25 protein-coding genes are annotated in these 26,016 nt (G+C 71.6%); 17 read left to right on the top strand and 8 right to left on the bottom strand.

Features of this window, described 5'->3' with window-relative positions:
- Window positions 1–12: 12 nt before the first annotated feature.
- Complete coding sequence (gene tkt, locus ADL29_RS31615; RefSeq protein WP_053926978.1) at window positions 13–2,100, bottom strand: transketolase; 2,088 nt, start codon at window positions 2,098–2,100, stop codon at window positions 13–15.
- Window positions 2,101–2,588: 488 nt separating this feature from the next.
- Between tkt and ADL29_RS31610 the strand changes: the two genes are divergently transcribed.
- From ADL29_RS31610 to ADL29_RS31600, 3 genes are all read left to right on the top strand, one after another.
- Window positions 2,589–3,539, top strand: a complete 951-nt coding sequence (locus ADL29_RS31610) for a heme o synthase (RefSeq protein WP_078971434.1) — start codon at window positions 2,589–2,591, stop codon at window positions 3,537–3,539.
- A gap of 47 nt (window positions 3,540–3,586) precedes the next feature.
- A complete protein-coding gene (locus ADL29_RS31605) occupies window positions 3,587–3,967 on the top strand; it encodes a hypothetical protein (protein ID WP_053926977.1) in 381 nt (126 codons plus the stop codon).
- Between the two features lie 130 nt (window positions 3,968–4,097).
- Window positions 4,098–5,162: an amidohydrolase gene (locus ADL29_RS31600; protein WP_053926976.1), complete on the top strand. Its 1,065-nt coding sequence runs from the start codon at window positions 4,098–4,100 to the stop codon at window positions 5,160–5,162.
- Here the strand turns inward: ADL29_RS31600 and ADL29_RS31595 are convergent.
- From ADL29_RS31595 to ADL29_RS31585, 3 genes are all read right to left on the bottom strand, one after another.
- Window positions 5,135–6,139 (bottom strand): COX15/CtaA family protein, encoded by a 1,005-nt coding sequence (locus ADL29_RS31595; RefSeq protein ID WP_053926988.1) that lies wholly within the window; start codon window positions 6,137–6,139, stop codon window positions 5,135–5,137. The two genes, ADL29_RS31600 and ADL29_RS31595, sit on opposite strands and share 28 nt — an antisense overlap.
- Window positions 6,140–6,300: 161 nt before the next feature.
- On the bottom strand, window positions 6,301–7,095 hold the full coding sequence (locus ADL29_RS31590; RefSeq protein WP_053926975.1) for an ABC transporter permease: 795 nt from the start codon (window positions 7,093–7,095) through the stop codon (window positions 6,301–6,303).
- Window positions 7,092–8,018: an ABC transporter ATP-binding protein gene (locus ADL29_RS31585; RefSeq protein WP_053926974.1), complete on the bottom strand. Its 927-nt coding sequence runs from the start codon at window positions 8,016–8,018 to the stop codon at window positions 7,092–7,094. The genes ADL29_RS31590 and ADL29_RS31585 overlap by 4 nt, the downstream gene beginning before the upstream one ends.
- Before the next feature lie 183 nt (window positions 8,019–8,201).
- Between ADL29_RS31585 and ADL29_RS31580 the strand changes: the two genes are divergently transcribed.
- The 12 genes from ADL29_RS31580 to ADL29_RS31525 all read left to right on the top strand — a co-directional run bounded on the left by ADL29_RS31580 (window position 8,202) and on the right by ADL29_RS31525 (window position 18,715).
- Window positions 8,202–9,062 (top strand): helix-turn-helix transcriptional regulator, encoded by an 861-nt coding sequence (locus ADL29_RS31580; protein ID WP_053926973.1) that lies wholly within the window; start codon window positions 8,202–8,204, stop codon window positions 9,060–9,062.
- Window positions 9,059–10,480, top strand: coding sequence for a Fe-S cluster assembly protein SufB (gene sufB, locus ADL29_RS31575; protein WP_053926972.1), 1,422 nt, complete (start codon window positions 9,059–9,061; stop codon window positions 10,478–10,480). The genes ADL29_RS31580 and sufB overlap by 4 nt, the downstream gene beginning before the upstream one ends.
- 59 nt (window positions 10,481–10,539) lie before the next feature.
- The gene (gene sufD / locus ADL29_RS31570; protein WP_053926971.1) at window positions 10,540–11,724 is read left to right on the top strand and encodes a Fe-S cluster assembly protein SufD; all 1,185 of its coding nucleotides are present in this window, start codon (window positions 10,540–10,542) and stop codon (window positions 11,722–11,724) included.
- Window positions 11,721–12,038 (top strand): non-heme iron oxygenase ferredoxin subunit, encoded by a 318-nt coding sequence (locus ADL29_RS31565; RefSeq protein ID WP_046928626.1) that lies wholly within the window; start codon window positions 11,721–11,723, stop codon window positions 12,036–12,038. Before sufD ends, ADL29_RS31565 begins: the two co-directional genes overlap by 4 nt.
- A gap of 7 nt (window positions 12,039–12,045) precedes the next feature.
- On the top strand, window positions 12,046–12,810 hold the full coding sequence (gene sufC / locus ADL29_RS31560) for a Fe-S cluster assembly ATPase SufC (protein WP_053926970.1): 765 nt from the start codon (window positions 12,046–12,048) through the stop codon (window positions 12,808–12,810).
- A complete protein-coding gene (locus ADL29_RS31555; RefSeq protein WP_053926969.1) occupies window positions 12,807–14,063 on the top strand; it encodes a cysteine desulfurase in 1,257 nt (418 codons plus the stop codon). The genes sufC and ADL29_RS31555 overlap by 4 nt, the downstream gene beginning before the upstream one ends.
- Before the next feature lie 54 nt (window positions 14,064–14,117).
- The gene (sufU, locus tag ADL29_RS31550) at window positions 14,118–14,576 is read left to right on the top strand and encodes a Fe-S cluster assembly sulfur transfer protein SufU (protein ID WP_046928629.1); all 459 of its coding nucleotides are present in this window, start codon (window positions 14,118–14,120) and stop codon (window positions 14,574–14,576) included.
- Window positions 14,573–14,902, top strand: a complete 330-nt coding sequence (locus ADL29_RS31545; RefSeq protein WP_053926968.1) for a metal-sulfur cluster assembly factor — start codon at window positions 14,573–14,575, stop codon at window positions 14,900–14,902. The genes sufU and ADL29_RS31545 overlap by 4 nt, the downstream gene beginning before the upstream one ends.
- 506 nt (window positions 14,903–15,408) lie before the next feature.
- Entirely contained in the window at window positions 15,409–16,404 is a 996-nt protein-coding gene (gene dapD / locus ADL29_RS31540; RefSeq protein ID WP_053926967.1) for a 2,3,4,5-tetrahydropyridine-2,6-dicarboxylate N-succinyltransferase, read from the top strand.
- A gap of 247 nt (window positions 16,405–16,651) precedes the next feature.
- Entirely contained in the window at window positions 16,652–16,843 is a 192-nt protein-coding gene (locus ADL29_RS31535; protein WP_046928631.1) for a hypothetical protein, read from the top strand.
- Window positions 16,840–17,526: a hypothetical protein gene (locus tag ADL29_RS31530; protein ID WP_342671186.1), complete on the top strand. Its 687-nt coding sequence runs from the start codon at window positions 16,840–16,842 to the stop codon at window positions 17,524–17,526. The genes ADL29_RS31535 and ADL29_RS31530 overlap by 4 nt, the downstream gene beginning before the upstream one ends.
- Before the next feature lie 202 nt (window positions 17,527–17,728).
- Window positions 17,729–18,715: an EI24 domain-containing protein gene (locus ADL29_RS31525; RefSeq protein WP_078971433.1), complete on the top strand. Its 987-nt coding sequence runs from the start codon at window positions 17,729–17,731 to the stop codon at window positions 18,713–18,715.
- Window positions 18,716–18,797: 82 nt separating this feature from the next.
- Here the strand turns inward: ADL29_RS31525 and ADL29_RS43780 are convergent, their stop codons facing one another.
- Window positions 18,798–18,938, bottom strand: a complete 141-nt coding sequence (locus tag ADL29_RS43780; protein WP_157878620.1) for a hypothetical protein — start codon at window positions 18,936–18,938, stop codon at window positions 18,798–18,800.
- A gap of 170 nt (window positions 18,939–19,108) precedes the next feature.
- Window positions 19,109–20,947: an endonuclease/exonuclease/phosphatase family protein gene (locus tag ADL29_RS31520; RefSeq protein ID WP_053926966.1), complete on the bottom strand. Its 1,839-nt coding sequence runs from the start codon at window positions 20,945–20,947 to the stop codon at window positions 19,109–19,111.
- Window positions 20,948–21,184: 237 nt separating this feature from the next.
- Between ADL29_RS31520 and ADL29_RS31515 the strand changes: the two genes are divergently transcribed.
- Window positions 21,185–22,684: a hypothetical protein gene (locus tag ADL29_RS31515; protein ID WP_053926965.1), complete on the top strand. Its 1,500-nt coding sequence runs from the start codon at window positions 21,185–21,187 to the stop codon at window positions 22,682–22,684.
- 166 nt (window positions 22,685–22,850) lie between these two features.
- Window positions 22,851–24,302 carry an alkaline phosphatase PhoX gene (locus ADL29_RS31510; RefSeq protein WP_053926964.1) on the top strand — a complete coding sequence of 484 codons (1,452 nt, stop codon included), beginning with the start codon at window positions 22,851–22,853 and terminating at the stop codon, window positions 24,300–24,302.
- Here the strand turns inward: ADL29_RS31510 and ADL29_RS31505 are convergent.
- Together ADL29_RS31505 and ADL29_RS31500 are read right to left on the bottom strand one after the other, a co-directional pair.
- Complete coding sequence (locus tag ADL29_RS31505) at window positions 24,265–25,182, bottom strand: class I SAM-dependent methyltransferase (RefSeq protein WP_053926963.1); 918 nt, start codon at window positions 25,180–25,182, stop codon at window positions 24,265–24,267. The two genes, ADL29_RS31510 and ADL29_RS31505, sit on opposite strands and share 38 nt — an antisense overlap.
- Window positions 25,183–25,317: 135 nt before the next feature.
- Window positions 25,318–26,016 (bottom strand): TerD family protein (locus ADL29_RS31500; protein WP_211274427.1); only part of this gene is annotated, 699 nt, incomplete at its 5' end.

The following is a 26,016-nucleotide window of genomic DNA, read 5'->3' as shown; positions in this document are numbered from 1 at the left end:
TGTATACGGGCGTCAGCGCGCTGCGGCGTCGAGAGATTCCCGGGCGGCGGCCGCCACCGCGTCGGCGGTGAAGCCGAACTCGCGGAAGAGGACCTTGCCGTCGGCCGAGGCACCGAAGTGCTCCAGCGACACGATGCGCCCGGCGTCACCGACGTAGCGGTGCCAGGTCAGGCCGATGCCGGCTTCGACGGCGACACGGGCCTTGACGGACGGCGGCAGCACGCTGTCGCGGTATGCCTGGTCCTGCTCCTCGAACCACTCGACCGACGGCATCGACACGACCCGCGTCGCGATGCCCGCGGCCTGCAGCTGCTCGCGCGCCGCGACGGCGAGCTGCACCTCGGAGCCGGTGCCGATCAGGACGACCTGCGGCTCGCCACCGTCGGCCTCGAAGAGCACGTAGCCGCCCTTGGCCGCGTCCTCGTTGGCCGGGTACGTCGGCACGCCCTGACGGGTCAGCGCAAGGCCGTGCGGGGCGCCCACGCCGAACTTCTTCGTGTAGCGCCTGAGGATCTCGCGCCAGGCGATCGCGGTCTCGTTGGCGTCGGCCGGGCGCACGATGTTCAGGCCCGGGATGGCGCGCAGCGAGGCCAGGTGCTCGACCGGCTGGTGGGTCGGGCCGTCCTCGCCCAGGCCGATGGAGTCGTGCGTCCACACGTACGTCACCGGCAGGTGCATCAGCGCGGACAGCCGGACGGCGTTGCGCATGTAGTCGGAGAACACCAGGAAGGTGCCGCCGTAGATGCGGGTGTTGCCGTGCAGCGCGATGCCGTTCATCTCCGCGGCCATGGAGTGCTCGCGGATGCCGTAGTGGATCGTGCGGCCGTAGGGGTCGGCCTCCGGCAGCGGGTTGCCCTTCGGCAGGAACGACGACGTCTTGTCGATGGTGGTGTTGTTGGAACCGGCGAGGTCCGCGGAGCCGCCCCACAGCTCGGGGATGACCGCGCCGAGCGCCTGCAGCACCTTGCCGGACGCGGCGCGGGTGGCGACCGCATGGCCGGGCTCGAACGCCGGGAGGTGGGACTCCCAGCCCTCGGGGAGCTCGGTCGCGGCGATCCGGTCGAACTCGGCGGCACGCTCCGGGTTGGCCGTGCGCCAGGCGGCGAACGACTTCTCCCACTCCTTCTTGGCGTCCCGGCCGCGGTCCAGGGCGGCGCGGGTGTGCGCCAGGACCTCGTCGGAGACCTCGAAGTCCTGCTCGGGGTCGAAGCCCATCACCCGCTTGGTGGCGGCGACCTCCTCGGCGCCCAGCGCCGAGCCGTGCGCGGCCTCGGTGTTCTGGGCGTTCGGGGCCGGCCAGGCGATGATCGAGCGGGCCGCGATGAACGACGGGCGCTCCGTCTCGGCCTGGGCGGCCTCGAGGGCCCGGGCCAGACCGGCCGGGTCCAGGTCGCCGTTGGGCAGCTGCTCGACGCGCTGGACGTGCCAGCCGTAGGCCTCGTAGCGCTTGAGGGTGTCCTCCGAGACCGCGGTCTCGGTGTCGCCCTCGATGGAGATGTGGTTGTCGTCCCACAGCAGCACGAGGTTGCCGAGCTTCTGGTGGCCCGCGAGCGAGGACGCCTCGGCGGAGATGCCCTCCTGGAGGCAGCCGTCACCGGCGATGCACCAGATGGTGTGGTCGAACGGCGAGGTGCCCGGCGCCGCCTCGGGGTCGAACAGGCCGCGCTCGTAGCGGGCGGCCATCGCCATGCCCACGGCGTTGGCGACACCCTGGCCCAGCGGGCCGGTGGTGGTCTCCACGCCGGTGGTGTGGCCGTACTCCGGGTGACCGGGGGTCTTGGAGCCCCAGGTACGGAACGCCTTCAGATCGTCCAGCTCCAGGCCGTAGCCGGCCAGGTAGAGCTGGATGTAGAGGGTCAGGCTGGAGTGGCCCGCGGAGAGGACGAACCGGTCACGGCCGGTCCAGTCCGCGTCCGCCGGGTCGTGCCGCATCAGCTTCTGGAAGAGAACGTACGCGGCGGGAGCCAGGCTCATGGCCGTACCCGGATGGCCGTTTCCGACCTTCTGCACGGAATCCATGGCCAGGACGCGAACCGTGTCCACGGCCCGCTGGTCCAGATCGGTCCACTCGAAATCTGTGGTGGTCGGCTTGGTGCTCACCCTGAGTCAGGGCTCCTCTCCACATCTCGGTCACCGGGAACGTGCGTCCGCCGGCGGTGCCGAGCCTACCCCCGCCGGTGCGTGCGCCTTTTCGACGCTCAGTCGGTGTTTCAGACGCTCAGTCGACGCTCAGTCGGGGTGCCCGGCGCTCACTCGGCGGGCGGGTTCACAGGGCCGATCGGTTTGCGCGGCCGAATGCGGAAATCGGGTGTTCCCGGTCCGGGCGCGGCCCGGATGCGCGGGCCGTACGACCAGACTGCCGGGCGGGCGTCGCGTTCGCCTCCCGAACACCGGGCGGCCGCGCCGGAAAGCCGCCGTCCCGGTGGCGCGGTGCGGCGCCCAACACGACCCCACCCCCGCGAAGATCGCTCTCTCGCCAACGTCTAAAGTGGCGTGGTACGCGCAAGCTTCACCGCCTCTTCCCGGCCGGTCCAGCTTGCGGGCCTTATCTCCGCGGCGCTGGCCGCTGACGTTATCCAGGGGTGTGCGTGACGGCCGTCGAATCCCGTCCTGCGGGGGCGCTTGCTCAGGTCCCGGGGAGTTCCGGAAAGCGGCCGTTCGGGGCTCGCGTCAAGGCATTCATCGCGCTGACCAAGCCGCGGGTCATCGAATTGCTGCTGATGACCACGGTGCCGGTGATGTTCCTGGCGGCCAAGGGCGTACCCGATCTGTGGCTGGTCCTGGCCACCTGCATCGGCGGCTATCTCTCGGCCGGCGGCGCAGGCGCCTACAACATGTACATCGACCGCGACATCGACGCCCTGATGGACCGCACGTCGCAGCGTCCGCTGGTCACCGGCATGGTCTCGCCGCGCGAATGCCTGGTCTTCGCGACCGTCCTCGCGGTCGGCTCCACCGCCTGGTTCTGGTTCCTGGTCAATCCGCTGTCGGCGATGCTCTCGCTCGGGGCGCTGCTTTTCTATGTCGTCGTCTACACGATGATCCTCAAGCGGCGCACCGCGCAGAACATTGTCTGGGGCGGAATCGCGGGCTGTATGCCGGTCTTCATCGGCTGGTCCTCGGTGACGAATTCCGTGTCCTGGGCCGCGCTGATCCTGTTCCTCGTCATTTTCTTCTGGACGCCGCCGCATTACTGGCCGCTTTCGATGAAGGTGAAGGACGACTACGAGCGGGTCGGCGTGCCGATGCTGCCGGTCATCGCCGGCAACAAGGCGGTGGCCCGCCAGATCGTCGCCTACAGCTGGGTGATGGTCGGCGTCTCGCTGCTGCTGCAGCCGCTGGGCTACACCGGCTGGTTCTACACCGCGGTCGCCGTGCTCACCGGCGCTTTCTGGCTCAAGGAGGCGCACGGCCTGCAGGCCCGCGCCAAGGCCGGGATCACGGGCCCCAAGCTCAAGGAGATGCGGCTGTTCCACTGGTCCATCACCTATGTGTCGCTGCTGTTCGTGGCCGTCGCGGTGGACCCGTTCCTGCGCTGACCGTCACGTCCCGCCGCCTCTTCCTCAGCTGATTACCGGCGGGTAGCATGCTGTCCATGGCAGACACCCAGCAGGCGGACGAGCAGGTGGCGACGGCGGCCGAGGGCACGCCGGGCGGCAAGGCGGACCGGCGCACGGCCCGGCTCGCCCGGCAGATCCGTGCCTTCGCCGACACACACGGCGGCAGCGCCGAGGGCCAGCTCGCGCACATCGGCCGCGGCCGCACCCGGATCGCCCTGGTCGGCGCCAACGGCGAGTGGGGCAACCTCGTCGCGGACTCCTACGAGACGGCCAAGGACGCCGCCGCCCTGGCCGGCCTGACCCTCCAGGACGACTTCGACGGCGAGCTCGCCGCCAAGGTCCGCACCGGCCGCTACGAGTGGTCCCGGATGGCGGGCCTGGGGATCGGCGGCCCGGCCAACGCCTGACGGCCGGGGTGAAGTGCGCCGGAGCGCACGCCGGAAGCGGAGCCCGCTACCTCACCACCCCCTCGCCCGTTAGGCCCACCGGGCGCGGCATCTCGTTCGCGCCCGGGGGCCTCTTGGGTAGGAGGAGCGGATGGACGGCCTTCCCTCCCCGGCGGATCAGCCACCGCTCATCGATCAGTACAGCCACGGCGCGGTGCACGGCGAACTCGGCCTCGGCTCCTTCGAGACCCACCTGGCCGCCGCGGCCGGCGCACACGGCCCGGCCCCCGCGGGCACCAGCTACTTCGACAGCTGGACCGGCCTCGCCCTGCGCCGCTGGTGCCCCCCGCTGCTGGGCCTCGAGCCGCACTGCCCGCCCGCCCGCTATCTGGCCCGCCGGCGGGAGATCGGCGCGTTCGGCGCGGGCCGGCTGCTGCTGCGCGGCTCCGGCATCGGCACCTTCCTGCTGGAGGCCGGCGCGCCCAGCGAACTGACCTCCGCCACCGAGCTGGCCGCCGCCGCCCAGGCCCGCGCCCACGAGGTCGTCCGCCTCGAATCGCTCGCCGAACAGGTCGCCGACACCTCCGGCAGCGTCGACTCCTTCATCGGCTACACCGCCGAGGCCCTCTACGCCGCGGCCCAGCACGCCACCGCCTTCGCCTCCGGCGCCACCTACTGCGACGGTCACGCCCCGCAGGCCGGCGAGGTACGGCGCGCCGCCGGTCGCTGGCTGCGCGGGCGCCGCCCCGGGGAGCGGCTCGCCGAGCCCGCCCTCGTACGCCATCTGCTGTGGAGCGCGATGGCCACCGGCCTGCCGGTGCAGCTCCACTGCCCCGACCCCCGGCCGCTGGCGGGCTTCCTGCGCGCCACGGCCGGCATCGGCACGGATGTCGTCCTGCTGCCCGGGGCGCCCCACCACCGCCCCGCGGCACAGCTCGCCGCCGAACACACCCATGTCTACGCCGACGCCGGACCGCGCCCCGAGGAGACACTCGCGCAGGCGCCGTTCGGCAAGCTGCTGTTCTCCTCGGGCGCGCGCGGGCTGCCCGAGCTGTACGTCACCGGGGCCCGGTTCTTCCTGCGGGCGCTGGAGCGGGTCGTACGGGAGTGGACCGAGGAGGGGCTGTGCACCGCCGCGGACGGGCGGCGGATCGCCGGAATGGTCGGGTCGGGGACGGCGCGGCGGGTCTACCGGCTGGACGCGGCGGCCACCTGAGGACCGGGCGCCTCGTGCCCGTCGGAGGGGGCGGGGACGACGGCGTCCTCCTCGGGGAGCGGACCGCGGTCGCGCAGCGCCAGGGCGGCCCGCAGCACGCAGATCCACACCAGCGCCGAGCCCAGCATGTGGAGCCCGATGACGAGCTCGGGCAGGCCCATGAAGTACTGGACGTAGCCGATGACGCCCTGCGCGGCGATGCAGGCGAACAGTTCCAGGACCCTGCGGCGCGGCGCGGCCGGGGCCTTGACGGCCCGCAGGGTGAACCACAGCGCGACGCTCAGCCCGACCACGATGTAGACGAAGTCGACGTGCAGCTGGGTGATCTCCTGCCAGTCCAGCGGGATGCGGTGGACCTTCTTGGCGTCGCCCGCGTGCGGGCCCGTACCGGTGACCACCGTGCCGATGACGGTGAGCGCGCCGGTCGCCGCGACCAGCAGCCAGGCCAGCTGCCGCACCGGGCGGGCGACCAGGTCGCGCGGCTCCTCGTCGCCCTCGGCCGCCCGCTGCCAGGTCAGCACGGCGACCGTGAGCAGGGCCGTGGAGAGCAGGAAGTGTGCGGCGACGAGGTACGGGTTCAGGCCGGTCAGTACGACGATGCCGCCCCAGACCGCGTTGCCCATCACGACCCAGAACTGCGCCCAGCCGAGCCGGGTGAGCGCGCGCCGCCGGGGGTGCCGGGCGCGGGCGGCGATGATGAACAGGCCGACGACCGCGCACAGGACGTACGTCAGCATGCGGTTGCCGAACTCGATGTAGCCGTTGATGCCCATCGCCGCGGTCGGCGTCAGGCTGTCCGGGGTGCACTTGGGCCAGGTCGAGCAGCCCAGTCCGGACTGGGTGAGCCGGACCGCGCCTCCCGTCACGACGATGATGACGGCCATGACGACGGTCGCCAGCGCGGCCCGCCGCACGAAGCGCGCGGACGGCTGCCAGCGGCGGGCGATCAGCTCGAGGGGATTCAGCGTGTTCGGCACGGGTGCCATCGTAGGCGGCGGCTTGTGCGCGATTTCACGAGGGGGGCAGGGGGAGTCGTCTCCCCGGGGAAGATGCAGCACGAGGGGGGCAGGGGGAGTCGTCTCCCCGGGAAGATGCAGCACGAGGGGTGCGAAAGGGCGCGTACCGGTGCCGGCCCGGCCTACTCCCAGCGGAAGAACTTCGCCGCCGCGCCGAGCCCCAGCACGCCCCATACGGCGAGGATCCCCAGGTCGGCCAACGGGAGCCCCGCCCCGTGCCGGAGGACGTCCCGCAGTCCGTCCGACAGCGCGGAGATGGGCAGGTACTGCAGGACGGTCTGCGCCGCCGCCGGGAACTTGCCGAGCGGGACGATCACCCCGCCGCCCACCAGGAGCAGCAGGAAGACCAGGTTGGCGGCGGCGAGGGTGGCCTCGGCCCTGAGGGTGCCGGCCATCAGGAGCCCGAGCCCGGAGAACGCCGCCGTGCCCAGGAGGAGCAGAAGGGCGACGGAGACGGGGTTGCCGTGCGGGGACCAGCCCAGGGCGAGGGCGACCGCCGTCAGCAGCGCCACCTGGAGCACCTCGGTGACCAGCACCGCGCAGGTCTTGGCGGTCATCAGCCCCCAGCGCGGCAGCGGCGAGGCGCCGAGCCGCTTGAGCACGCCGTAGCGCCGCTCGAAGCCGGTGGCGATGGCCTGGCCGGTGAAGGCGGTCGACAGCACGGCCAGGGCGAGGACGCCGGGCGCGAGGAAGTCGACGGCCTTCCCGGTTCCCGTATCGAGGATGTCGACGGTGGAGAACAGCACCAGCAGCAGCGTCGGGATCACGACCGTCAGCAGCAGCTGTTCGCCGTTGCGCAGCAGCATCCTGGTCTCCAGGGCCGCCTGCGCGCGGATCATCCGGGACAGCGGGGCGGCGCCGGGGCGCGGGGTGAACGTACCGGTTGAGGTGGCCGTACCGGCCTCGACGGCGGTCATACGCGCAGCTCCTTACCCGTGAGCTCCAGGAAGACGTCCTCCAGCGTGTGCCGCTCCACGGCTATCGCGTCGGGCATCACGCCGTTCTGCGCGCACCAGGAGGCGACGGTGGCGAGGAGCTGCGGGCCGACCGTGCCGTTGACGCGGTAGCTGCCCGGGGTCAGCTCGGCGGCGGTGCTGTCCGGGGGCAGCGCCTTGAGGAGGGAGGCGATGTCCAGGCCCGGCCGGCCGGTGAAGCGCAGGCTGTTCTCCGCGCCGCCCCGGCACAGCTCCTCGGGGCTGCCCTGGGCGATGACCCGGCCGCCGTCGATGATCGCGACATCGTCGGCCAGCTGCTCGGCCTCGTCCATGAAATGGGTGGTCAGCACGACGCTCACGCCGTCGGTGCGCAGTTCCCGTACGAGGTCCCAGGTCGCGCGCCGGGCCTGCGGGTCGAGGCCGGCGGTGGGCTCGTCGAGGAAGACCAGCTCGGGGCGGCCGACGACGGCCATCGCCAGGGCGAGCCGCTGCTGCTGGCCGCCGGACAGCCGCCGGTAGGGCGTACGGCCGCAGCCGCCCAGGCCGAGCCGGTCGACGAGCAGGCCGACGTCGACGGGGTCGGCGTGCAGGGTGGCGGTGTGCCGCAGCATCTCCTCGGCGCGGGCGCCCGCGTAGACCCCGCCGGACTGCAGCATCACGCCGACCCGGGGGCGCAGCGCGGCGGCGTCGGCGACGGGGTCCAGGCCCAGGACGCGGACGGTGCCCTCGTCCGGACGGCGGTAGCCCTCGCAGGTTTCGACGGTGGTGGTCTTGCCGGCGCCGTTCGGGCCGAGCACGGCGGTCACCCTGCCGCGCGCGACGGTCAGGTCGAGCCCGTCCACGGCGGTCTTGGTCCCGTATCGCTTGACCAGGCCGACGACCTCGACGGCAGGCTCGGTACGCATGCCGGGCAGTTTACGGAGCGGGGCGCGGGCCCCGGCGGGCGGGGCCCGCGCCCGGGACGCTTTCCGGCCGGGGGAGACGCCCCTCCGGGCCCGGAAGGTAGGTGACCCTAAGTGATGGAGACCACCAGTCCGCGATCCGGACATGGGTTGAATCGCTCTGAGGAATTACGCAACAATGACGTTGTGAAAAAGACGGGCGAGGACCAGGGAGCACCGACGGCCGGGCCGGCCGCCGGGCCGGTCCCCTCCGCGCACGAGCGGTCCCCGCAGCCGAGGGCCGCTCATCCCGCCCCTGCGGCCCACGACGAGGCGCAGGGCACCCGAAACCGCGTCGCCCGCTCCATTCTCGACCACGGTCCGTCCACCGCGGCCGAGCTGGCGCTGCGCCTGGAGCTCACCCAGGCGGCGGTCCGCCGCCATCTGGATGCGCTGGTCGCGGAGGGCGTCGTCGAGCCCCGCGAGAAGCGGGTCTACGGCGCCCGCGGCCGCGGCCGCCCCGCCAAGGCCTTCGCCCTCACCGACTGCGGCCGGGACGCCTTCGACCAGGCCTACGACCAGCTCGCCACCGACGCGCTGCGCTGGATCGCGCAGACCGCCGGCGGCGGCGCGATGGGCGAGGCGGCGGTCGCCGCGTTCGCCCGCGCACGGCTCGCGGCCCAGGCCAAGGGCTATCAGGCGGCGGTCGAGGCGGCCGCCCCCGAGGACCGCACCCAGGCCCTTGCCGAGGCGTTGACCGCGGACGGGTACGCTGCTACGGCGCGCAGCGCGCCCAACCCCCAGCTCGGTGAACAGCTCTGCCAGCACCACTGCCCGGTCGCCCATGTCGCCGAGCAGTACCCGCAGCTGTGCGAGGCGGAGACCGAGGTCTTCTCCCGACTGCTCGGGACCCACGTACAGCGTCTTGCCACCATCGCCCACGGTGACGGGGTGTGCACGACCTTCGTCCCGAAGGCCGGCGCCGGCAAGACAGCTCACCGCCCCGGTGAGCGCCCCACCAAGACCACCACAGCATCTGCAAGCACGGCCGGGAGGAACCCCGCATGACGCTCCCCACGGAGACTGCTCACCCTGAGCTCGAGGGCCTGGGCAACTACGAATACGGCTGGGCCGACTCCGACGTGGCCGGCGCCTCCGCCAAGCGCGGTCTTTCCGAGGACGTCGTCCGCGACATCTCGGCGAAGAAGAACGAGCCGGAGTGGATGCTCAAGCTCCGCCTCAAGGGCCTGAAGCTGTTCGACAAGAAGCCCATGCCCAACTGGGGCTCGGACCTGTCCGGCATCGACTTCGACAACATCAAGTACTTCGTCCGCTCCACCGAGCAGCAGGCCGCCTCCTGGGAGGACCTGCCCGAGGACATCAAGAACACCTACGACAAGCTCGGCATCCCCGAGGCGGAGAAGCAGCGCCTGGTCGCCGGTGTCGCCGCGCAGTACGAGTCCGAGGTCGTCTACCACCAGATCCGCGAGGACCTGGAGGAGCAGGGCGTCATCTTCCTGGACACCGACACCGCGCTCAAGGAGCACCCGGAGCTCTTCCAGGAGTACTTCGGCACGGTCATCCCCGTCGGCGACAACAAGTTCGCGTCGCTGAACACCGCGGTGTGGTCCGGCGGCTCGTTCATCTACGTCCCCAAGGGTGTCCACGTCGACATCCCGCTGCAGGCCTACTTCCGGATCAACACCGAGAACATGGGCCAGTTCGAGCGGACGCTGATCATCGTCGACGAGGACGCCTACGTCCACTACGTCGAGGGCTGCACGGCGCCGATCTACAAGTCGGACTCGCTGCACTCCGCGGTGGTCGAGATCATCGTCAAGAAGGGCGGCCGCTGCCGCTACACGACCATCCAGAACTGGTCGAACAACGTCTACAACCTGGTCACCAAGCGCGCCGTCGCCTACGAGGGCGCCACCATGGAGTGGGTCGACGGCAACCTCGGCTCCAAGGTGACCATGAAGTACCCGGCGGTCTACCTGATGGGCGAGCACGCCAAGGGCGAGACCCTCTCCATCGCCTTCGCCGGCGAGGGCCAGCACCAGGACGCCGGCTCCAAGATGGTCCACATGGCGCCGAACACCTCCTCCAACATCGTCTCCAAGTCGGTGGCGCGAGGCGGCGGCCGTACCTCCTACCGCGGTCTGGTCGAGATCGGCGAGGGCGCGGCCGGCTCCAAGTCCAACGTGCTGTGTGACGCCCTGCTGGTGGACACCATCTCCCGGTCGGACACCTACCCGTACGTCGACGTCCGCGAGGACGACGTCTCCATGGGACACGAGGCGACCGTCTCCAAGGTCAGCGAGGACCAGCTCTTCTACCTGATGGCCCGCGGCCTGACGGAGTTCGAGGCCATGGCGATGATTGTGCGCGGCTTCGTCGAGCCGATCGCCCGTGAGCTGCCGATGGAGTACGCCCTCGAGCTCAACCGGCTGATCGAGCTGCAGATGGAAGGCGCGGTCGGCTGACGCCGCGCCCCCAGCAGCGACCGACTCCCTGAACGCAGAAAGCGAGCACGACGACAGCCATGGCTGAGGCTCAGAACATCCCGGCGGGTTCCACGACCACCGGCTCCATCGCGGTGGCCGCGGAGTCCACCGTCGCCACCCGGATGAGCGCCCCGCCGTCCTACGACGTGGCGGACTTCCCGGTGCCGCACGGCCGCGAGGAGGAGTGGCGCTTCACCCCCCTCCCGCGCCTCAAGGGCCTGCACGACGGCACCGCCGAGGCCGGCGGCCCCGACCTGAAGATCGACATCACCGCTCCCGAGGGCGTCACCCACGAGCTCGTCGACCGCGCCGACCCCCGCGTCGGCAAGGCCGGCAAGCCCGTCGACCGGGTCGCGGCGCAGGCGTACAGCAACTTCGAGAAGGCCTCGGTCGTCACGGTCCCCAAGGAGACCGTGCTCACCGAGCCCATCCGGATCGCCGTGCACGGCGAGGGCGGCACCGCCTTCGGCCACCAGGTCATCGAGCTCGGCGCGTTCGCCGAGGCCGTCGTCGTCATCGACCACACCGGTGACGCGGTGCTCGCCGCCAACGTCGACTACCTCCTCGGCGACGGCGCCAAGCTGACCGTCGTCTCCGTCCAGGACTGGGACGACACGGCCGTCCACACCGGCCAGCACAACGCCCTGGTCGGCCGGGACGCCAGCATCAAGTCCGTCGTCGTCACCTTCGGCGGCGACCTCGTCCGCATCCACCCGCGCGTCACCTACGCGGGCCCCGGCGGCGAGGCCGAGTTCTACGGCCTGTACTTCACCGAGCAGGGCCAGCACCACGAGCACCGCCTCTTCGTCGACCACGAGGCCACCAACTGCCGCTCCCACGTCACGTACAAGGGCGCGCTGCAGGGCCAGGACGCCCATGCGGTCTGGATCGGCGACGTGCTCATCCAGGCGTCGGCCACCGGCACGGACACCTACGAACTCAACCGCAACCTCGTCCTGACCGACGGCGCGCGGGTCGACTCGGTGCCGAACCTCGAGATCGAGACCGGCGAGATCGTCGGCGCCGGCCACGCCTCGGCCACCGGCCGCTTCGACGACGAGCAGCTCTTCTACCTGATGGCCCGCGGCATCCCCGCCGACGAGGCCCGCCGGCTGGTCGTCCGCGGCTTCTTCGCCGAGCTCGTCCAGCAGATCGGCCTCCCGGACGTCGAGGAGCGCCTGATGAGCAAGATCGAGGCCGAGCTGGAAGCGTCCGCGGTATGAGCTACGTACGCGCAGCGGCGCTCAGCGAGCTGGAGGACGACACCCCCAAGCGGGTGGAGATCGACGGCACCCCCGTCTCCCTGGTCCGCACCGAGGGCGAGGTGTTCGCGATCAACGACATCTGCTCGCACGCGAACGTCTCCCTCTCGGAGGGCGAGGTCGAGGACTGCTCGATCGAATGCTGGCTGCACGGCTCGAGCTTCGACCTGCGCACCGGCAAGCCGAACGGCCTTCCCGCGACGCGCCCCGTCCCCGTATACCCCGTAAAGATCGAAGGGGACGACGTGCTCGTCTCCGTCACCCAGGAGTCCTGAGTCACCCATGGCAACGCTTGAGATCCACGACCTGCACGTCTCCGTCGAGGCCGAGAACGGCCAGCGCGAGATCCTGAAGGGCGTCGACCTGACCGTGAAGCAGGGCGAGACGCACGCCATCATGGGCCCCAACGGCTCCGGCAAGTCGACCCTCGCCTACTCCCTCGCGGGTCACCCCAAGTACACGATCACCGGCGGCACCGTCACCCTCGACGGCGAGGACGTCCTCGAGATGTCCGTCGACGAGCGCGCCCGCGCCGGCGTCTTCCTCGCCATGCAGTACCCGGTCGAGGTCCCCGGCGTCTCCGTCTCCAACTTCCTGCGCACCTCCGCCACCGCCGTCCGCGGCGAGGCCCCCAAGCTGCGGCTGTGGGTCAAGGAGGTCAAGGAGGCCATGGAGCGCCTCAGCATGGACCCCGCCTTCGCCGAGCGCAACGTCAACGAGGGCTTCTCCGGCGGTGAGAAGAAGCGCCACGAGATCCTCCAGCTGGAGCTGCTCAAGCCCGCCATCGCGATCCTCGACGAGACCGACTCCGGCCTCGACGTCGACGCGCTGCGCATCGTCTCCGAGGGCGTCAACCGCGTCCGCGAGACCGGCCAGGTCGGCACCCTGCTGATCACCCACTACACGCGCATCCTGCGCTACATCAAGCCCGACCACGTCCACGTCTTCGCCGACGGCCGGATCGCCGAGTCCGGCGGCGCCGAGCTCGCCGACAAGCTGGAGGCCGAGGGCTACGAGGCATACACGAAGGGTGGCGCGACCGCGTGACACAGCTGCCTGGCCTCCTCGACACAGAGGCGATCCGCAAGGACTTCCCCGTCCTGGACCGACTGATCCACGACGGCAAGAAGATCGTGTACCTGGACAACGCGGCGACGTCCCAGAAGCCGCGCCAGGTCCTCGATGCCCTGAACGCCTACTACGAACGCCACAACGCCAACGTCCACCGCGGCGTGCATGTGCTCGCCGAGGAGGCCACGGCGCTGTACGAAGGCGCCCGCGACAAGGTTGCCGCCTTCATCAACGCCCCGAGCCGCAACGAGGTGATCTTCACCAAGAACGCCTCGGAGTCGCTCAACCTCGTGGCCAACATGCTCGGCTGGGCCGACGAGCCCTACCGCGTGGACCGCGAGACCGAGATCGTCATCACGGAGATGGAGCACCACTCCAACATCGTCCCGTGGCAGCTGCTCGCCCAGCGCACCGGCGCGAAGCTGAAGTGGTTCGGCCTGACCGACGACGGCCGCCTCGACCTCTCCAACATCGACGAGATCATCACGGACCAGACCAAGATCGTCTCGTTCACCCTGGTCTCCAACCTCATGGGCACCATCAACCCGGTCGAGACGATCATCCGGCGCGCCCAGGAGGTCGGCGCGCTGGTCTGCATCGACGCCTCGCAGGCCGCCCCGCACATGGTGCTGGACGTCCAGGCGCTGCAGGCCGACTTCGTCGCCTTCACCGGACACAAGATGTGCGGCCCGACCGGCATCGGCGTCCTGTGGGGCCGCCAGGAGCTCCTCGAGGACCTGCCCCCGTTCCTCGGCGGCGGCGAAATGATCGAGACGGTGTCCATGCACTCCTCGACCTACGCGCCCGCCCCGCACAAGTTCGAGGCCGGTACGCCCCCGATCGCCCAGGCCGTCGGCCTCGGCGCGGCCGTGGACTACCTCAGCGCGATCGGTATGGACAAGATCGCCGCGCATGAGCACGCGATCACCGAGTACGCCGTCCAGCGGCTGCTGGAGGTCCCCGACCTGCGCATCATCGGCCCCAGCACGGCCGAGGACCGCGGCGCGACGATCTCCTTCACGCTCGGCGACATCCACCCGCACGACGTCGGCCAGGTACTGGACGAGCAGGGCATCGCGGTGCGGGTGGGCCACCACTGCGCCCGGCCCGTCTGCCTGCGCTACGGAATTCCTGCGACCACGCGAGCGTCGTTCTATCTGTACTCCACCCCGGCCGAGGTCGACGCCCTGGTCGAAGGCCTGGAGCACGTCCGCAACTTCTTTGGTTGAGGAAATGCAGCCGGATCACCACGCACAGCGGATGAGGCGAGGACTGACACAGCCGTGAAGCTGGATTCCATGTACCAGGACGTCATCCTGGACCACTACAAGCACCCCCACGGGCGCGGTCTTCGGGACGGCGACGCCGAGGTGCACCACGTCAACCCGACCTGCGGCGACGAGATCACCCTGCGCGTCCGCCTGGACGGCGCCACCATCGAGGACGTCTCGTACGAGGGCCAGGGCTGCTCCATCAGCCAGGCCTCCGCGTCCGTCCTCAACGACCTCCTCGTCGGCAAGCAGCTCGGCGAGGCGCAGAAGATCCAGGAGACGTTCCTGGAACTGATGCAGTCCAAGGGCCAGGTGGAGCCGGATGACGCCATGGAGGAGGTGCTGGAGGACGCCGTCGCGTTCGCCGGTGTCTCCAAGTACCCGGCGCGCGTGAAGTGCGCCCTGCTCAGCTGGATGGCCTGGAAGGACGCCACGGCCAAGGCCCTCTCCGAGGAGGCGAAGACCGCATGACCGAAACGACCACCAAGCCGGCCTCGGAGGAAGAGGTCCGCGAGGCCCTCTACGACGTCGTCGACCCCGAGCTGGGCATCGATGTCGTCAACCTCGGCCTGATCTACGGCATCCACATCGACGACGCCAACATCGCCACCATCGACATGACGCTGACCTCCGCGGCCTGCCCGCTGACCGACGTCATCGAGGACCAGGCGAAGTCGGCCACCGATGGCATCGTCAGCGAACTGAAGATCAACTGGGTCTGGATGCCCCCGTGGGGCCCGGACAAGATCACCGACGACGGCCGTGAGCAACTGCGCGCCCTGGGGTTCAACGTCTGACCCTGCGCACCTCCACCGCGTACGGCCGTGCCCGCCAGGACTTCCTGGCGGGCACGGCCGTATCTGCGTCAAAGAGTCTGCTCGGCAGATGACGTTTGTGCCGGAGGCGATCCAGCAGGTCCAGCAGGTCCAGGAGATCTCCAGCAGACGATTCTGTACCGCTGTCACTACAGAGAGTGAACGGTCGGGAACTAATTACTCTCCGTGAACGTTGCCGGAACAAGGAGGCAGCAAGGCAACGGCGGGGGCAGGGGTGAGCAGGCAGACGCCAGGCAGAGGTACAGCCACAGGCGCAAGTGCAGCCAAGGGCTGCGGGGCAGGGGCAGGGGCGGCCGCTGCGGTGGCCCACCGGGACTCGTACGGGCCCCTGACGGGATCCGCGGACTCGTGCGGGCCTACGAGAGGGGACGCACGCCCGCCGGGAGGATTCGTGCGACCCTACGGCGCCGGGCCCGATCGCTGAGACCGGTTCGCCTCGCGGGGCGCGCTCCGGTTAGGTTTCCCGCATGACCGATGCTGCAACTTCTGCCTCCCGTACCACCGGCGCCGTGGCCGCCGGCCTTGCCACTGTCACCTCCGACGGCACTGTTCTCGACACCTGGTTCCCGGCGCCCACGCTGGTCGACGCGCCCGGCCCGGCCGGCACCGAGCGGCTGGAGGACGAGCGCGCCACCGAACTGCTCGGCGCGGCCGTGCTCAAGGCGATCGGTCCCGACCCGGTCCGTGACGTGGAGGTCGTGGCCGTCCGCACGGTCATCGCCTCGCTGGACGACAAGCCGCTGGACGCGCACGACGCCTATCTGCGCCTGCACCTCCTCAGCCACCGGCTGGTCAAGCCGCACGGCCAGAACCTCGAGGGCATCTTCGGCCTGCTCACCAACGTCGCCTGGACCTCGCTGGGCCCGGTGGCCGTCGACCGGCTGGAGTCGGTGCGGCTGAACGCCCGCGCCGAGGGGCTGCATCTGCAGGTCACCAGCGTGGACAAGTTCCCGCGGATGACGGACTACGTCGCGCCGTCCGGCGTGCGTATCGGCGACGCCGACCGGGTGCGGCTGGGCGCCCACCTGGCGGCCGGCACCACCGTCATGCACGAGGGCTTCGTCAACTTCAATGCCGGGACGCTGGGCACCTCCATGGTCGAGGGCCGGATCAGCGCGGGTGTGGTGATCGGCGACGGCACGGACATCGGCGGCGGTGCCTCGACCATGGGCACGCTGTCGGGTGGCGGCAAGCAGATCATCTCGATCGGTGAGCGCTGCCTGCTGGGCGCGGAGTCCGGTATCGGTATTGCGCTGGGCGATGAGTGTGTGGTCGAGGCCGGGCTGTATGTGACCGCGGGTACCCGGGTCACCATGCCCGACGGGCAGATCGTCAAGGCGCTGGAGCTGTCCGGCGGAGACAACATCCTCTTCCGCCGCAACTCCACCACCGGTGCGGTCGAGGCCCGTCCGAACAAGGCGGTCTGGGGCGGTCTGAACGAGATTCTGCACAGCCACAACTGATCACGGACGAAAGCATGTGACGGCGGCCCGGCGGGGAGTTCCTGCCGGGCCGCCGTGCGTCCGGGGTGGCCTTTCCGGGGTGGCTTTTCCGGGGTGGCTCCGGGGTGGTGTCCGGCTCGTGCGCGGGCGTGGGGCAGCGTGTGCACCGGGCGCGGGGGCGGGGGCCGCTTTGCGCTCCTGCCGGGCGGGAGGCGGGTGGGTCACCATGGCGGGGACCGTGTAGTACGGACCGCGCCCGGGAGGCGGCATGAGGCTGGGCAAACCGCTCGCTGTCGGCATCGCGGAGGAAGAGGCGCCAGAGGCGGGGGAGCCGCTGGCCGAGGAGTGGGGGGCCGGGGCATGGGCGGCTGTGCAGCCGCTGGGCGAGGTGGCGGTGGCCGCGGTGGCCGGGTCCGGGGAGCCGGGCAGGCCCTTTGCCGGGTCACTGGCCGCACGATGAGGCCGCCGCTGAGGCTGCGGCTGCCGCGGGAGCGCCCCGCCGAGCCGCCCCGGGGATACAAGCTCGCCAATCCGGTGCTGTCCGAGGACTGCGGCCGGATCGGCTTCGCCGGGGTCGCCATCGGCGGTGCGCAGCCGTACGGAGTGGTGGACGAGGCGCGGTGCATGTACGGGCGGCGGCACCGCTGTCCGGCGCTGCGCTGCGACTGCGGGTTCTACTGTCTGCACACCTTCGCGCAGGCGCTGGCCCTGGCCCGTGCGGGGACGCACCGCCGGGCGGCGATCCTGGAGGTCACGGTGCTCGGTGCGTACATCCGCTTCGAGCGCGGGATGCGCTATGCGCGGCAGCGGGTGCGGGTGGCGCGGATCGGGCCGTGCGGCTGCGGGCTGCCGCCGGAGGTCTTCGTGGACGGGGGCTGGGGGCGGACCGGGTGGCGGGCGCTGTCCGGGGCCTGCCGGGGCTGCGCGGCCGGGCGCGATCAGGTGAGCTTCGAGGACTTCGTACGGATCGGGGGCGGCCGGCTGCGGCTGCTGCCCGGCCACCGGGACGGCCCGGCCGATGCCGCGGCGGCCCCCGGCCCGGCCGTCCGCGGTGTCCCCGGGCCCGGTGCCGAGGCCGGCGTCATGCAGGCCCGGCTCGACCGGTTCCAGCGGCAGTTGGGGCGGCTGTCCGGAGAGGTGTGAGGCCGGGGGCGGGACGCTGTCCTGTATGCGGGGCTCCCGTATGCGGGGCGGGTTCACACGGGGCCCGTACGGAGGCGCGCGTGCGGCTCCTACGGGGGCCGTGTGCCGGGGCCGTGACCGGACATGACGGGCCGGGCACGCCTGCGTCACCATCTGGCACGGGTGTGCGACCGGCCTGCCGGGCGCCGATAGGCTTGGCCGTATGCGTGATCTTGTAGCGGGGATGCGGTATCTGGGCAAGGGGCAGCGGTGGGTTGCCGGGCACGGCCGGTGGTGGGGGTTCGGGCTGATTCCCGCGCTGATCACGCTGGTGCTGTACGGCGCGGTGCTCACCGTGCTGGCCCTCTGGTCCGGCGATATCGCCGCCTGGGCGACGCCGTTCGCCGACGACTGGGGCTCGCCCTGGCAGGGCCTGGTGCGCGGGGTCTTCGTCGCGCTGCTGTTCGCGGGCGCGCTGATGCTGTCCGTGCTGACCTTCACCGCCGTCACGCTGGTGATCGGCGACCCCTTCTACGAGTCGCTGTCGGAGCAGGTCGAGAAGAGTGAGGGGCACTGCCCGGACGGCCCGGACCGGCCGATGTGGCAGGAGATCTGGATCGCGCTGCGGGACAGCGTCCATGTGCTGCTGCGGGCCGCCGTGTTCGGGATCCTGCTGTTCGCCCTCGGGTTCGTGCCGTTCATCGGGCAGACGGTCATCCCGGTGATCGCTTTCTGTGTCAACGGTTTCTTCCTCGCCGTCGAGCTGACCTCGGTGGCGATGCAGCGCCGGGACATCCCGGTCCGCGAGCGGCTGCGCCTGCTGCGCGGCCGCAAGGCGCTCGCCGTCGGTTTCGGGACTCCGATCGTGCTGCTGTTCCTGATCCCGTTCGTCGCGGTGGTGCTGATGCCGGGTGCGGTCGCGGGCGCGACGCTGCTGGTACGGGACCTCGTCGCGGGCGAGGAGGACGAGGCGCCGGATGCGGAGGGCGACGCGGGCCGGCCGGTGGCCGGGGGCCCGTACGGTCAGCCCGCTCCGTACGGTCAGCCCGCGCCCCAGGGGCAGCCCGCCCCGTACGGTCAGCCCGTGCCCCAGGGACAGCCCGCCCCGTACGGACAGCCCAAGCCCTACGGCCGGCCCGCCCCCGAACAGCCCGCCCCCGGCGGATTCGGCCCGCCGCCCGGCCCGTACCCGCCCCGCCAGGGCCACTGACCCTCCGCGCGACGAAGCGGCCGCCGCACCCACCGGTGCGACGGCCGTTTTGTTATCCGGTCCGAGGCCCTTCAGCCGCCTGTCAGGCCTCCCGTGAGGGTGCCTTGAGCTCCTGGGTCCGCTCGGCGGCGGACTCCTCCGTTCCTCTTTGATGGCGCTCGCGGTCGGAACGCTGCTCCGCGCCACGGTCCTCGCCGGACGGACGGTTCTGCGCCTTCGCCATGGTGACTCCCTTGTGTTGCCGGTCCCGTGCCGTGCTGGTCTCCTGCCGTCCCGCCCGGCTCGACGAGCCGAAGCGACGGTGATGAGTCCAGTAGCGCACCGCGGGTGGTGACGGGCGCCCGGGCCAGGGCCGAAGGAGTGATAAACGGTGGCAGCAGGTGATGCTCGGGCCTACGGCCGGATCCGCAGCACCTGTGGGTCGTGGTCGCTGGCCTGGTCGGCGTACTCGGCGTTGATGTGGACGATGTCGTAGTCGGCCTTGGTCAGTGCCCTGGTGGTGAGGATGTGGTCGAGGACCTGGGAGTTGCCCTGGTAGACGTAGCCGTAGCGCTCGGCCTTCGGCAGCCGGCCGACGAGGTCGGTGAGCACCCCGCCGTCGGTCAGGTTCTTCAGCGCGGGCGAGAACTGGTAGTCGTTGAGGTCGCCGGCGACCACCACCTCGGCCTTCGGGTCCTTGGCCAGCAGGTCCTTGACGAAGGTGTTGACCAGCTTCGCCTGGGCGGTGCGCTGGGTCTCCGAGCTGCGGGCCGGCGGCTGGAAGCGGCTGTCCAGACCCTGGTCGCCGCCCTTGGAGTTGAAGTGGTTGGCGATCACGAACACCCGGCTGTCCGGGCGGCTCTTGAGCGCGAACTCGCCGACCAGCGGTTTGCGGCTGGTCTTCCACGCCTGGTCGGCGGGGGCGATCCGGCCCGGTGAGGCGGACAGTCCCGCCTTGCCGTGGTCGTCGACGACCTTCACGGGCGTGGTGGCGTCGCCGCCCTTGACGTCCGTGAACGCCACCCGCTCGGGGTTGAACAGGAACGCGGTGCGGATGTTGCCGCCGGGCTGGCCGCCGTCCTGGTCGTTCTGCGGGTCGATCTGACGCCACTCGTACGCCGGGCCGCCCGCCGCCTTGATCGCATCGGTGAGCTTCTTGAGGGTGGCCCCGGCGGTGACCGTGCCGTCGTCGGTGGGGCCGCTGTCGTCCTGGACCTCCTCCAGCGCGACCACATCGGGCGCCGACAGATTGTGCACCAGCGCCTTCGCCAGCCGGTCGAACTTGGCCTGCGGGGTGGCGGGGGAGAGGTTCTCGACGTTGTACGTCGCCACGGCCAGCTGGCCGGCCTGCTGCCTGCGAGTGGTCTCCGGGGCCGGGCCGTGGCCGGTGACCTTGCCCAGCTCGGTGGCCTGGAGGGTGTAGCCGCCGAAGTTGTCGTAGTCCAGCGGCCCGGCGGTGGTGCCGGTCAGCTCGTTGCCGACATCGGCCACCGGGAACGGCCGCTGCGAGAACGGGATCAGCGACTGCACCTTGACCCGGCCGCCGTTGGGGTCCGCGTACGACCCGTAGAACGTGCCGCCGCGGGCGGTGCGGTGGTGGCCGGGCTCGGCGGTGACCCACAGGTCGTGGTACTTGCTGGTGGCGCCGACGACCGGGGAGTCGGTGACCGAGACCCGCATGCCTTCGAGGGACTCGTAGCGGTCCAGCGCGTACGAGGCGGGCCTCAGCTTCAGCGATTCGATGCTCTTGCCGCCCGCGCCGGGGGCGTAACGGCCCGGAACGGAGGCCGGGTTGAGCTTGAAGGCGGCCGGCAGCGGGGCCTTGGCGGCGGTGACCTTCCAGGTGGCGCCGGTGATTTCGGTGACGGACTGGAGGCCGGCGTCCTTGCCGCCGGGGTAGTACTCGCTGACCGTGCCGCTGACGGTGACGGCGTTGCCGACGTCGACCTTGGGGGTCTCCTTGCCGGTGAAGACGAAGACGGCCTCGCTGGTGGCGTCGTCGGAGTCCGGGTGCGGGTCCTGCACCCAGAAGCCGCGCGCCGAGCCGAAGGAGCGGACCGCGGTGACCGTGCCCGGCACGTCGCTGACCTGCTTCCCGGCGAGCGGGGATATCCGGGTGCTGCCCTGGATGTCGTGGATCCGGGTGCCGGCCGCGGTGGCGGACTGGGTGGCGGTGATCAGTCCGCCGGCGAGGGCGGCTGCGGCCACCGCGCCGACGGCGGCCGGTCTGCGGAGCGAACGACGGGACGGCATGCTGGGCCTCCGAAAGGAAGGGGGAGTGTGGGGGAGCGTGGAGCCGGGCCGCCAGGTGCATGCCAAGCGGCCGCCACTCGCACGCTACGCGCGTCAATCTCCGGTTTGGGCAAGGAAGTTGTCAAGGTTCTTCAGGTGATCGGGAGCGTACGAGAGGGTGAACCGCCCGAGATACGGCGAATTCCGTCTACGCTTGGGCGTCGCACGAGCCGTACCCGTCGAGGAGCTGAGCCCCAGATGTCCGCAGACCGCCCCACCCTGCCGCCGGTGCGGCTGCACTCCGAAGCGGAGCTGGCCCGGGACGCGCTGAGCGCCCCGCTGATGGCCCGCGCGGCCAGGCTCGCCCGCTGGGCCGAACGGGGCGTGCCCGTGGGCGCCGGCGGCGAGATCCTCGAGGAGGCGCTGGGCGACGCCACCGAACTGCTGGGGCTGGCGGGCGACGAGGACGGGCCCGCGTACACCGCGGAGGCCTGGCAGCTGGCGGTCGACACGGGGCTCGTGGAGATCGAGGAGCACGACGGGTCCGCAGAGTCCGCGGAGTCCGGCGAGGCGGGCGCGGAGGACGCCACGATGGGCACCGCCCGCCCCGGTGAGGAGCTGGGCCTGCTCACCTCCGGCAGCCCGCACGACATCCTCGACATCTGGCTCGAGGGCATGGAGACGGTGCTCGCCGACGCGGCCGCCCCCGACCTCTCCGACATCGCCGACCAGATCGCCGAGGGCGGCGAACTGGACCTGGACGCCATCGACTGGAACCCGGAGGAGGAGGCCGAGCTGCTGGACGGCATCCTCGGCAACCTCTACCTGCTCACCGCCCTCGCCGAACGCCCCGACCAGGACGTCCCGTTGCCCGCGCTGGCCGCTTCCATGATCGTCCCGGACGATATGGACGAGCCCACCGACGACGTCCTCGAAGAGGTCTCCGAGGCGATGATGCGGCTCGACGACCAGTTCCGGGTCCTGGAGCCGATCGGGCTGGTGGCCTACCGGCCGGTCGACGAGGCGCTGATCGAGGAGCTGGACGAGCAGGGCGAGACCGTGCGGTCCGCCGAGCCGCTCACCGACGAGGACGTCTCCCGCTACGGCATGGTCCGTCTCACCCCGCTCGGCGTCTGGGCCGTCCGCGCCCGGATGCTGGACGCCGGGGTGCACGCCCCGGCCGTCGGCGACCTCACCGACAAGGGCGCCGATGTCCTCCTGGAGGCGCTGCCCGACTACCCCGAGGCGCTCGCCCAGGCCGAGTCCGAGCAGTGGCTCGCCGTCCGCAGCCCCCTCGACGCCTCCCGGGATCTGCTCGGGGCCGCCCGCGGCGACGACGAGCGCGCCCCGCTGCGCCGGCTGGCCGCCCAGCAGACCCTCTCCCTGGTGTCGCCGGACGCCGAGGCCGCGCTGCGCGAGGTGCTCGACGACCGGCAGCTGGGCGGACTGGCCCGGGTCTGGCTCGCCGAGCGGGCGCTGCCCGGCATCCCCGAGCCGTCCGAGGACATGATCTTCTGGCTGACGGTGGACACCCTCGCGGCACAGCTGGACAGCGCGGACGAGGCGGCCGCCGAGCTGCGCGAGCTGATCCAGGGCCTGACCGAGCAGCACAGCGGGTTCTTCGAGACCGCCTGGCGGGTGGACCACCCGGCGACCGCCGAGGTCCTGGAGGCCATGGGCCGCCTCCACCCGGACAAGAAGGCCGCCAAGGAGGCCCGCAAGGCCGCGTTCAAGGCGCGGTCGCGGCGGTCGGGCTGAGCGGCGGCCGGGGAAGGGCGGCCGGCCGGGCCGCCCGCTCCGGCGGGTGACGGCACCCCCCAACCGCTTCCTGGACGTAGGGCGGCGTTCAACTGGAGTTCGACGGCGCACGAGAGCGTGTGCGGCGCAGACACAGGGGAAGAAACCGGCCGTCCAGGAGATGACAATGCCGCTCACCCGGAGAAACTTCGCCAAGCGTTCCGCCCTCACCGGCGCCTCGGTGGCGCTGGCCGGCAGCGTCGGCGTGCTGGCCACCGCGCCCGGCGCCGTCGGCGAGGAGGCCCCGGACGCCGGGCCCGAGGGCACACAGGACGGCCGGGACACCGGCTACGGCCCGCTGCTCCCGGACCCGGACGGCATCCTCGCGCTGCCCGCCGGATTCTCGTACCGGATCATCACCCGGACCGGCGTGACCACGCTGGAGAGCGGGGAGTCCACCCCCTCCAACCACGACGGCACGGCCACCTTCGAGGGCCCGCGCGGCGCCACGCTGCTCGTCAACAACCATGAGCTGAAGGGCCCGCGCGCCGACTGGCCGCACCCGGTTCCGCTCGCCGGGGGCCTGGTCTACGACCCGGCCGCGGCCGGCGGCTGCACGGTCGTGGAGGTCTCGCACGACGGCTCGCACGTGAGCGAGTGGGTCGGCCTCGCGGGCACCTCGACCAACTGCGCGGGCGGGCGCACTCCTTGGGGCACCTGGCTGTCCGGCGAGGAGACCGAGGACAAGGCCGGCGAGCACGGTATGACCAGGGACCACGGCTATGTCTTCGAGGTCGACCCGCACGACCAGAAGGCCAACCGCGACCCCGAGCCCGTCAAGGCGCTGGGCCGTTACCCGCACGAGGCCGTGGTCGTCGACCCCAAGCGCGGCCGCGTCTACCTGACCGAGGACGCCTCCGGCCCCAACGGCCTCTTCTACCGCTGGACCCCGCCGGAGGGCTTCACCCACGGCCGCGGCAAGCTGCGCACCCTCGCCGACGACGCCGGTGTGCTGGCCGCGCCCAAGTGCTTCGACTCCGGCGGCAACTTCGTCGACGACCTCTCCCGGGCCACCAAGGTCGGCACGGTCTACGGCGTCGACTGGGTCGAGGTCCCCGACCGCGACGCCCGGACCGTCCCGGTGCGCAAGCAGTTCAAGGACGGCGAGGTCACCCGCGCCCGCAAGCTGGAGGGCATGTGGTGGGCGGACGGCGGCGCGTACGTCGTGTCGTCGTACGCGCGGGAGGAGAGCCCGGTCCAGCACGACGGGCAGGTGTGGTTCTACGACCCGCGGCGGCGGACGCTGACGCTGAAGGTGCGGTTCGGCGTCAACCCCGACCCCGGCAAGGACGGTGCGTTCGACGGCCCGGACAACATCAGCGTCTCGCCCTACGGCGGGCTGATCATCGCCGAGGACGGCCAGGGCATCCAGCATCTGTTCGGGGCGACGGAGGACGGCCGTACGTACCCGATAGCCCGCAACGAACTGAACATCGGCACGCCCGACAAGCCGGAGTTCAGCGAGTTCACCGGGCCGGTCTTCTCGCCCGACGGGCGGACGCTGTTCGCCAACATCCAGGAACCGGGGATCATGCTGGCGATCACGGGCCCGTGGAAGCGGATCCGCCGGGCGCGCTGACCGGTGCCGGTGCCGCGGCCGTGACGAGGTAGTAGTCCAGCAGACCGGTCCGATAGGCCGTCAGGTAGTGCCGCGGCCAGGCGTCGCGCAGCTCCCGCCGCTGGGCCATATAGCGGTCGTACGGTTCCCAGACCGCCTCGCCGATGGCCCGCACCCGGACGTCGCGCAGCCCGGCCGCGGCCAGGGCGGCGGCCACGTCGTCGATCACATGGGGGACGTCCAGGCCGTCGGCGTACGGGGGCAGCAGGCCGGGCAGTGCGCGGGCGGCCTCGTGGGTGCGGGCGAAGAACGTCGTCAGTGCCAGCCGGCCGTCCGGGCGCAGCACCCGTGCCGCCTCCCGGGCGAAGCCGGGCAGATCGCGGAAGTGCTGGGCCGCCTCGACGGAGTAGAGGCACTCCGCGCTCGCGTCGGGCAGCGGGATGCGCTGGGCGGCGCCCTCGACGAAGGCCAGCGGGGCGGGGGCGTCGGCGGGGCCGTCGGTGGACGGTCCCGCCAGCAGTTCCGCGTGGGTTGCGCGGGCGCGGGCGATCTGGTCGGGGTGGATGTCCAGGCCGGTGACCGGTGCCAGGCCGTACTCCCGCAGCGCGAGGGCGCATCCCAGGCCGCGGCCGCAGCCGACCTCCAGGGCGCTGCGGCCCCGCGTCCGCCCGAAGGTGTCGAGCACCAGACGGTAGAGGTCCTGCTCGCTGCGGATCCGGTCGGCCTCGCTCAGGGGGCCGTCCGCGAGGTCCGGCAGGCGCGCCCAGTAGCCGAAGTTGATGAAGCCGCCGGCGAAGGCGGGGACGGTGCTCAGGTCCTGTTCGCCGTAGACGGCGGCGACGCGGTCGGGGAGGTGCGGATTCGGCTGAGGTTGCGGTTGCCGTTGTGGTTGCTGCGCCATCGGGCGCTCCTCGTACGGGCGGGGCGGACGGGACCATTGTCCGGGGCGGGGCGCCGGGGTACGAGGTGTTGGTCGGCCGTACGAGGTGGGGTGCGGGGGTGACCGCGGTGTGTCGCGGTCACCCCCGTCGGGGGATCAGAGTGCCGCGGCCGCCGGCTTGATCATTCCGCGTACGGTGCGGGCGTCGACGAACTCGCCCATGGCGGTCATCTCCCACTCGCCGGAGAACTGGCGGATCAGCTTGGCCATCATGACGCCGGTGTGCGGTTCGGCGGCGGTGAGGTCGAAGCGGACCAGCTCCTCGCCGGTGCCGGCGTCGCTCAGCCGGCAGTAGGCCTTGGCGACGTCGGAGAACTTCTGGCCGGAGAAGGAGTTCACCGTGAAGACCAGGCCGGTGACCTCCTGGGGGATGCCGCCCAGGTGGACGGTGATGACCTCGTCGTCGCCGGAGCCGTCGCCGGTGAGGTTGTCGCCGGAGTGCTGGATCGCGCCGCCGAGGATCATCAGCTTGCCGAAGAAGCAGTTGTCGATCTTCTTGCGGTCCGGGCCGTAGGCGATGACGGAGGCGTCCAGGTCGATGCCCCTGCCCTGGAAGGCGGGCTCCCAGCCGAGGCCCATCGTGACGGTGCTGAGCAGCGGCCGGCCGCCCTTGACGAGGGAGACGGTCTGGTTCTTCTGGAGGCTGACGCGGCCCTTGTCGAGGTTGACCTTGCCGGTGCCGGGGGCCGCCGGGGGAGCGGCCGGGGCGGGGGGCGCCTGGGCGGGGGCAGGTGCGGCCGGGGGAGCGGACGGGGCGGGGGGGGGCCGCGGGGGGGGGGGGGGGGGGGGGGGGGG

The organism is Streptomyces chattanoogensis (genome assembly GCF_001294335.1).
Taxonomy (GTDB): domain Bacteria; phylum Actinomycetota; class Actinomycetes; order Streptomycetales; family Streptomycetaceae; genus Streptomyces; species Streptomyces chattanoogensis.
The sequence above is the reverse complement of the archived record's forward strand: the minus strand, read 5'-3'. Positions and strand labels throughout refer to the sequence as shown.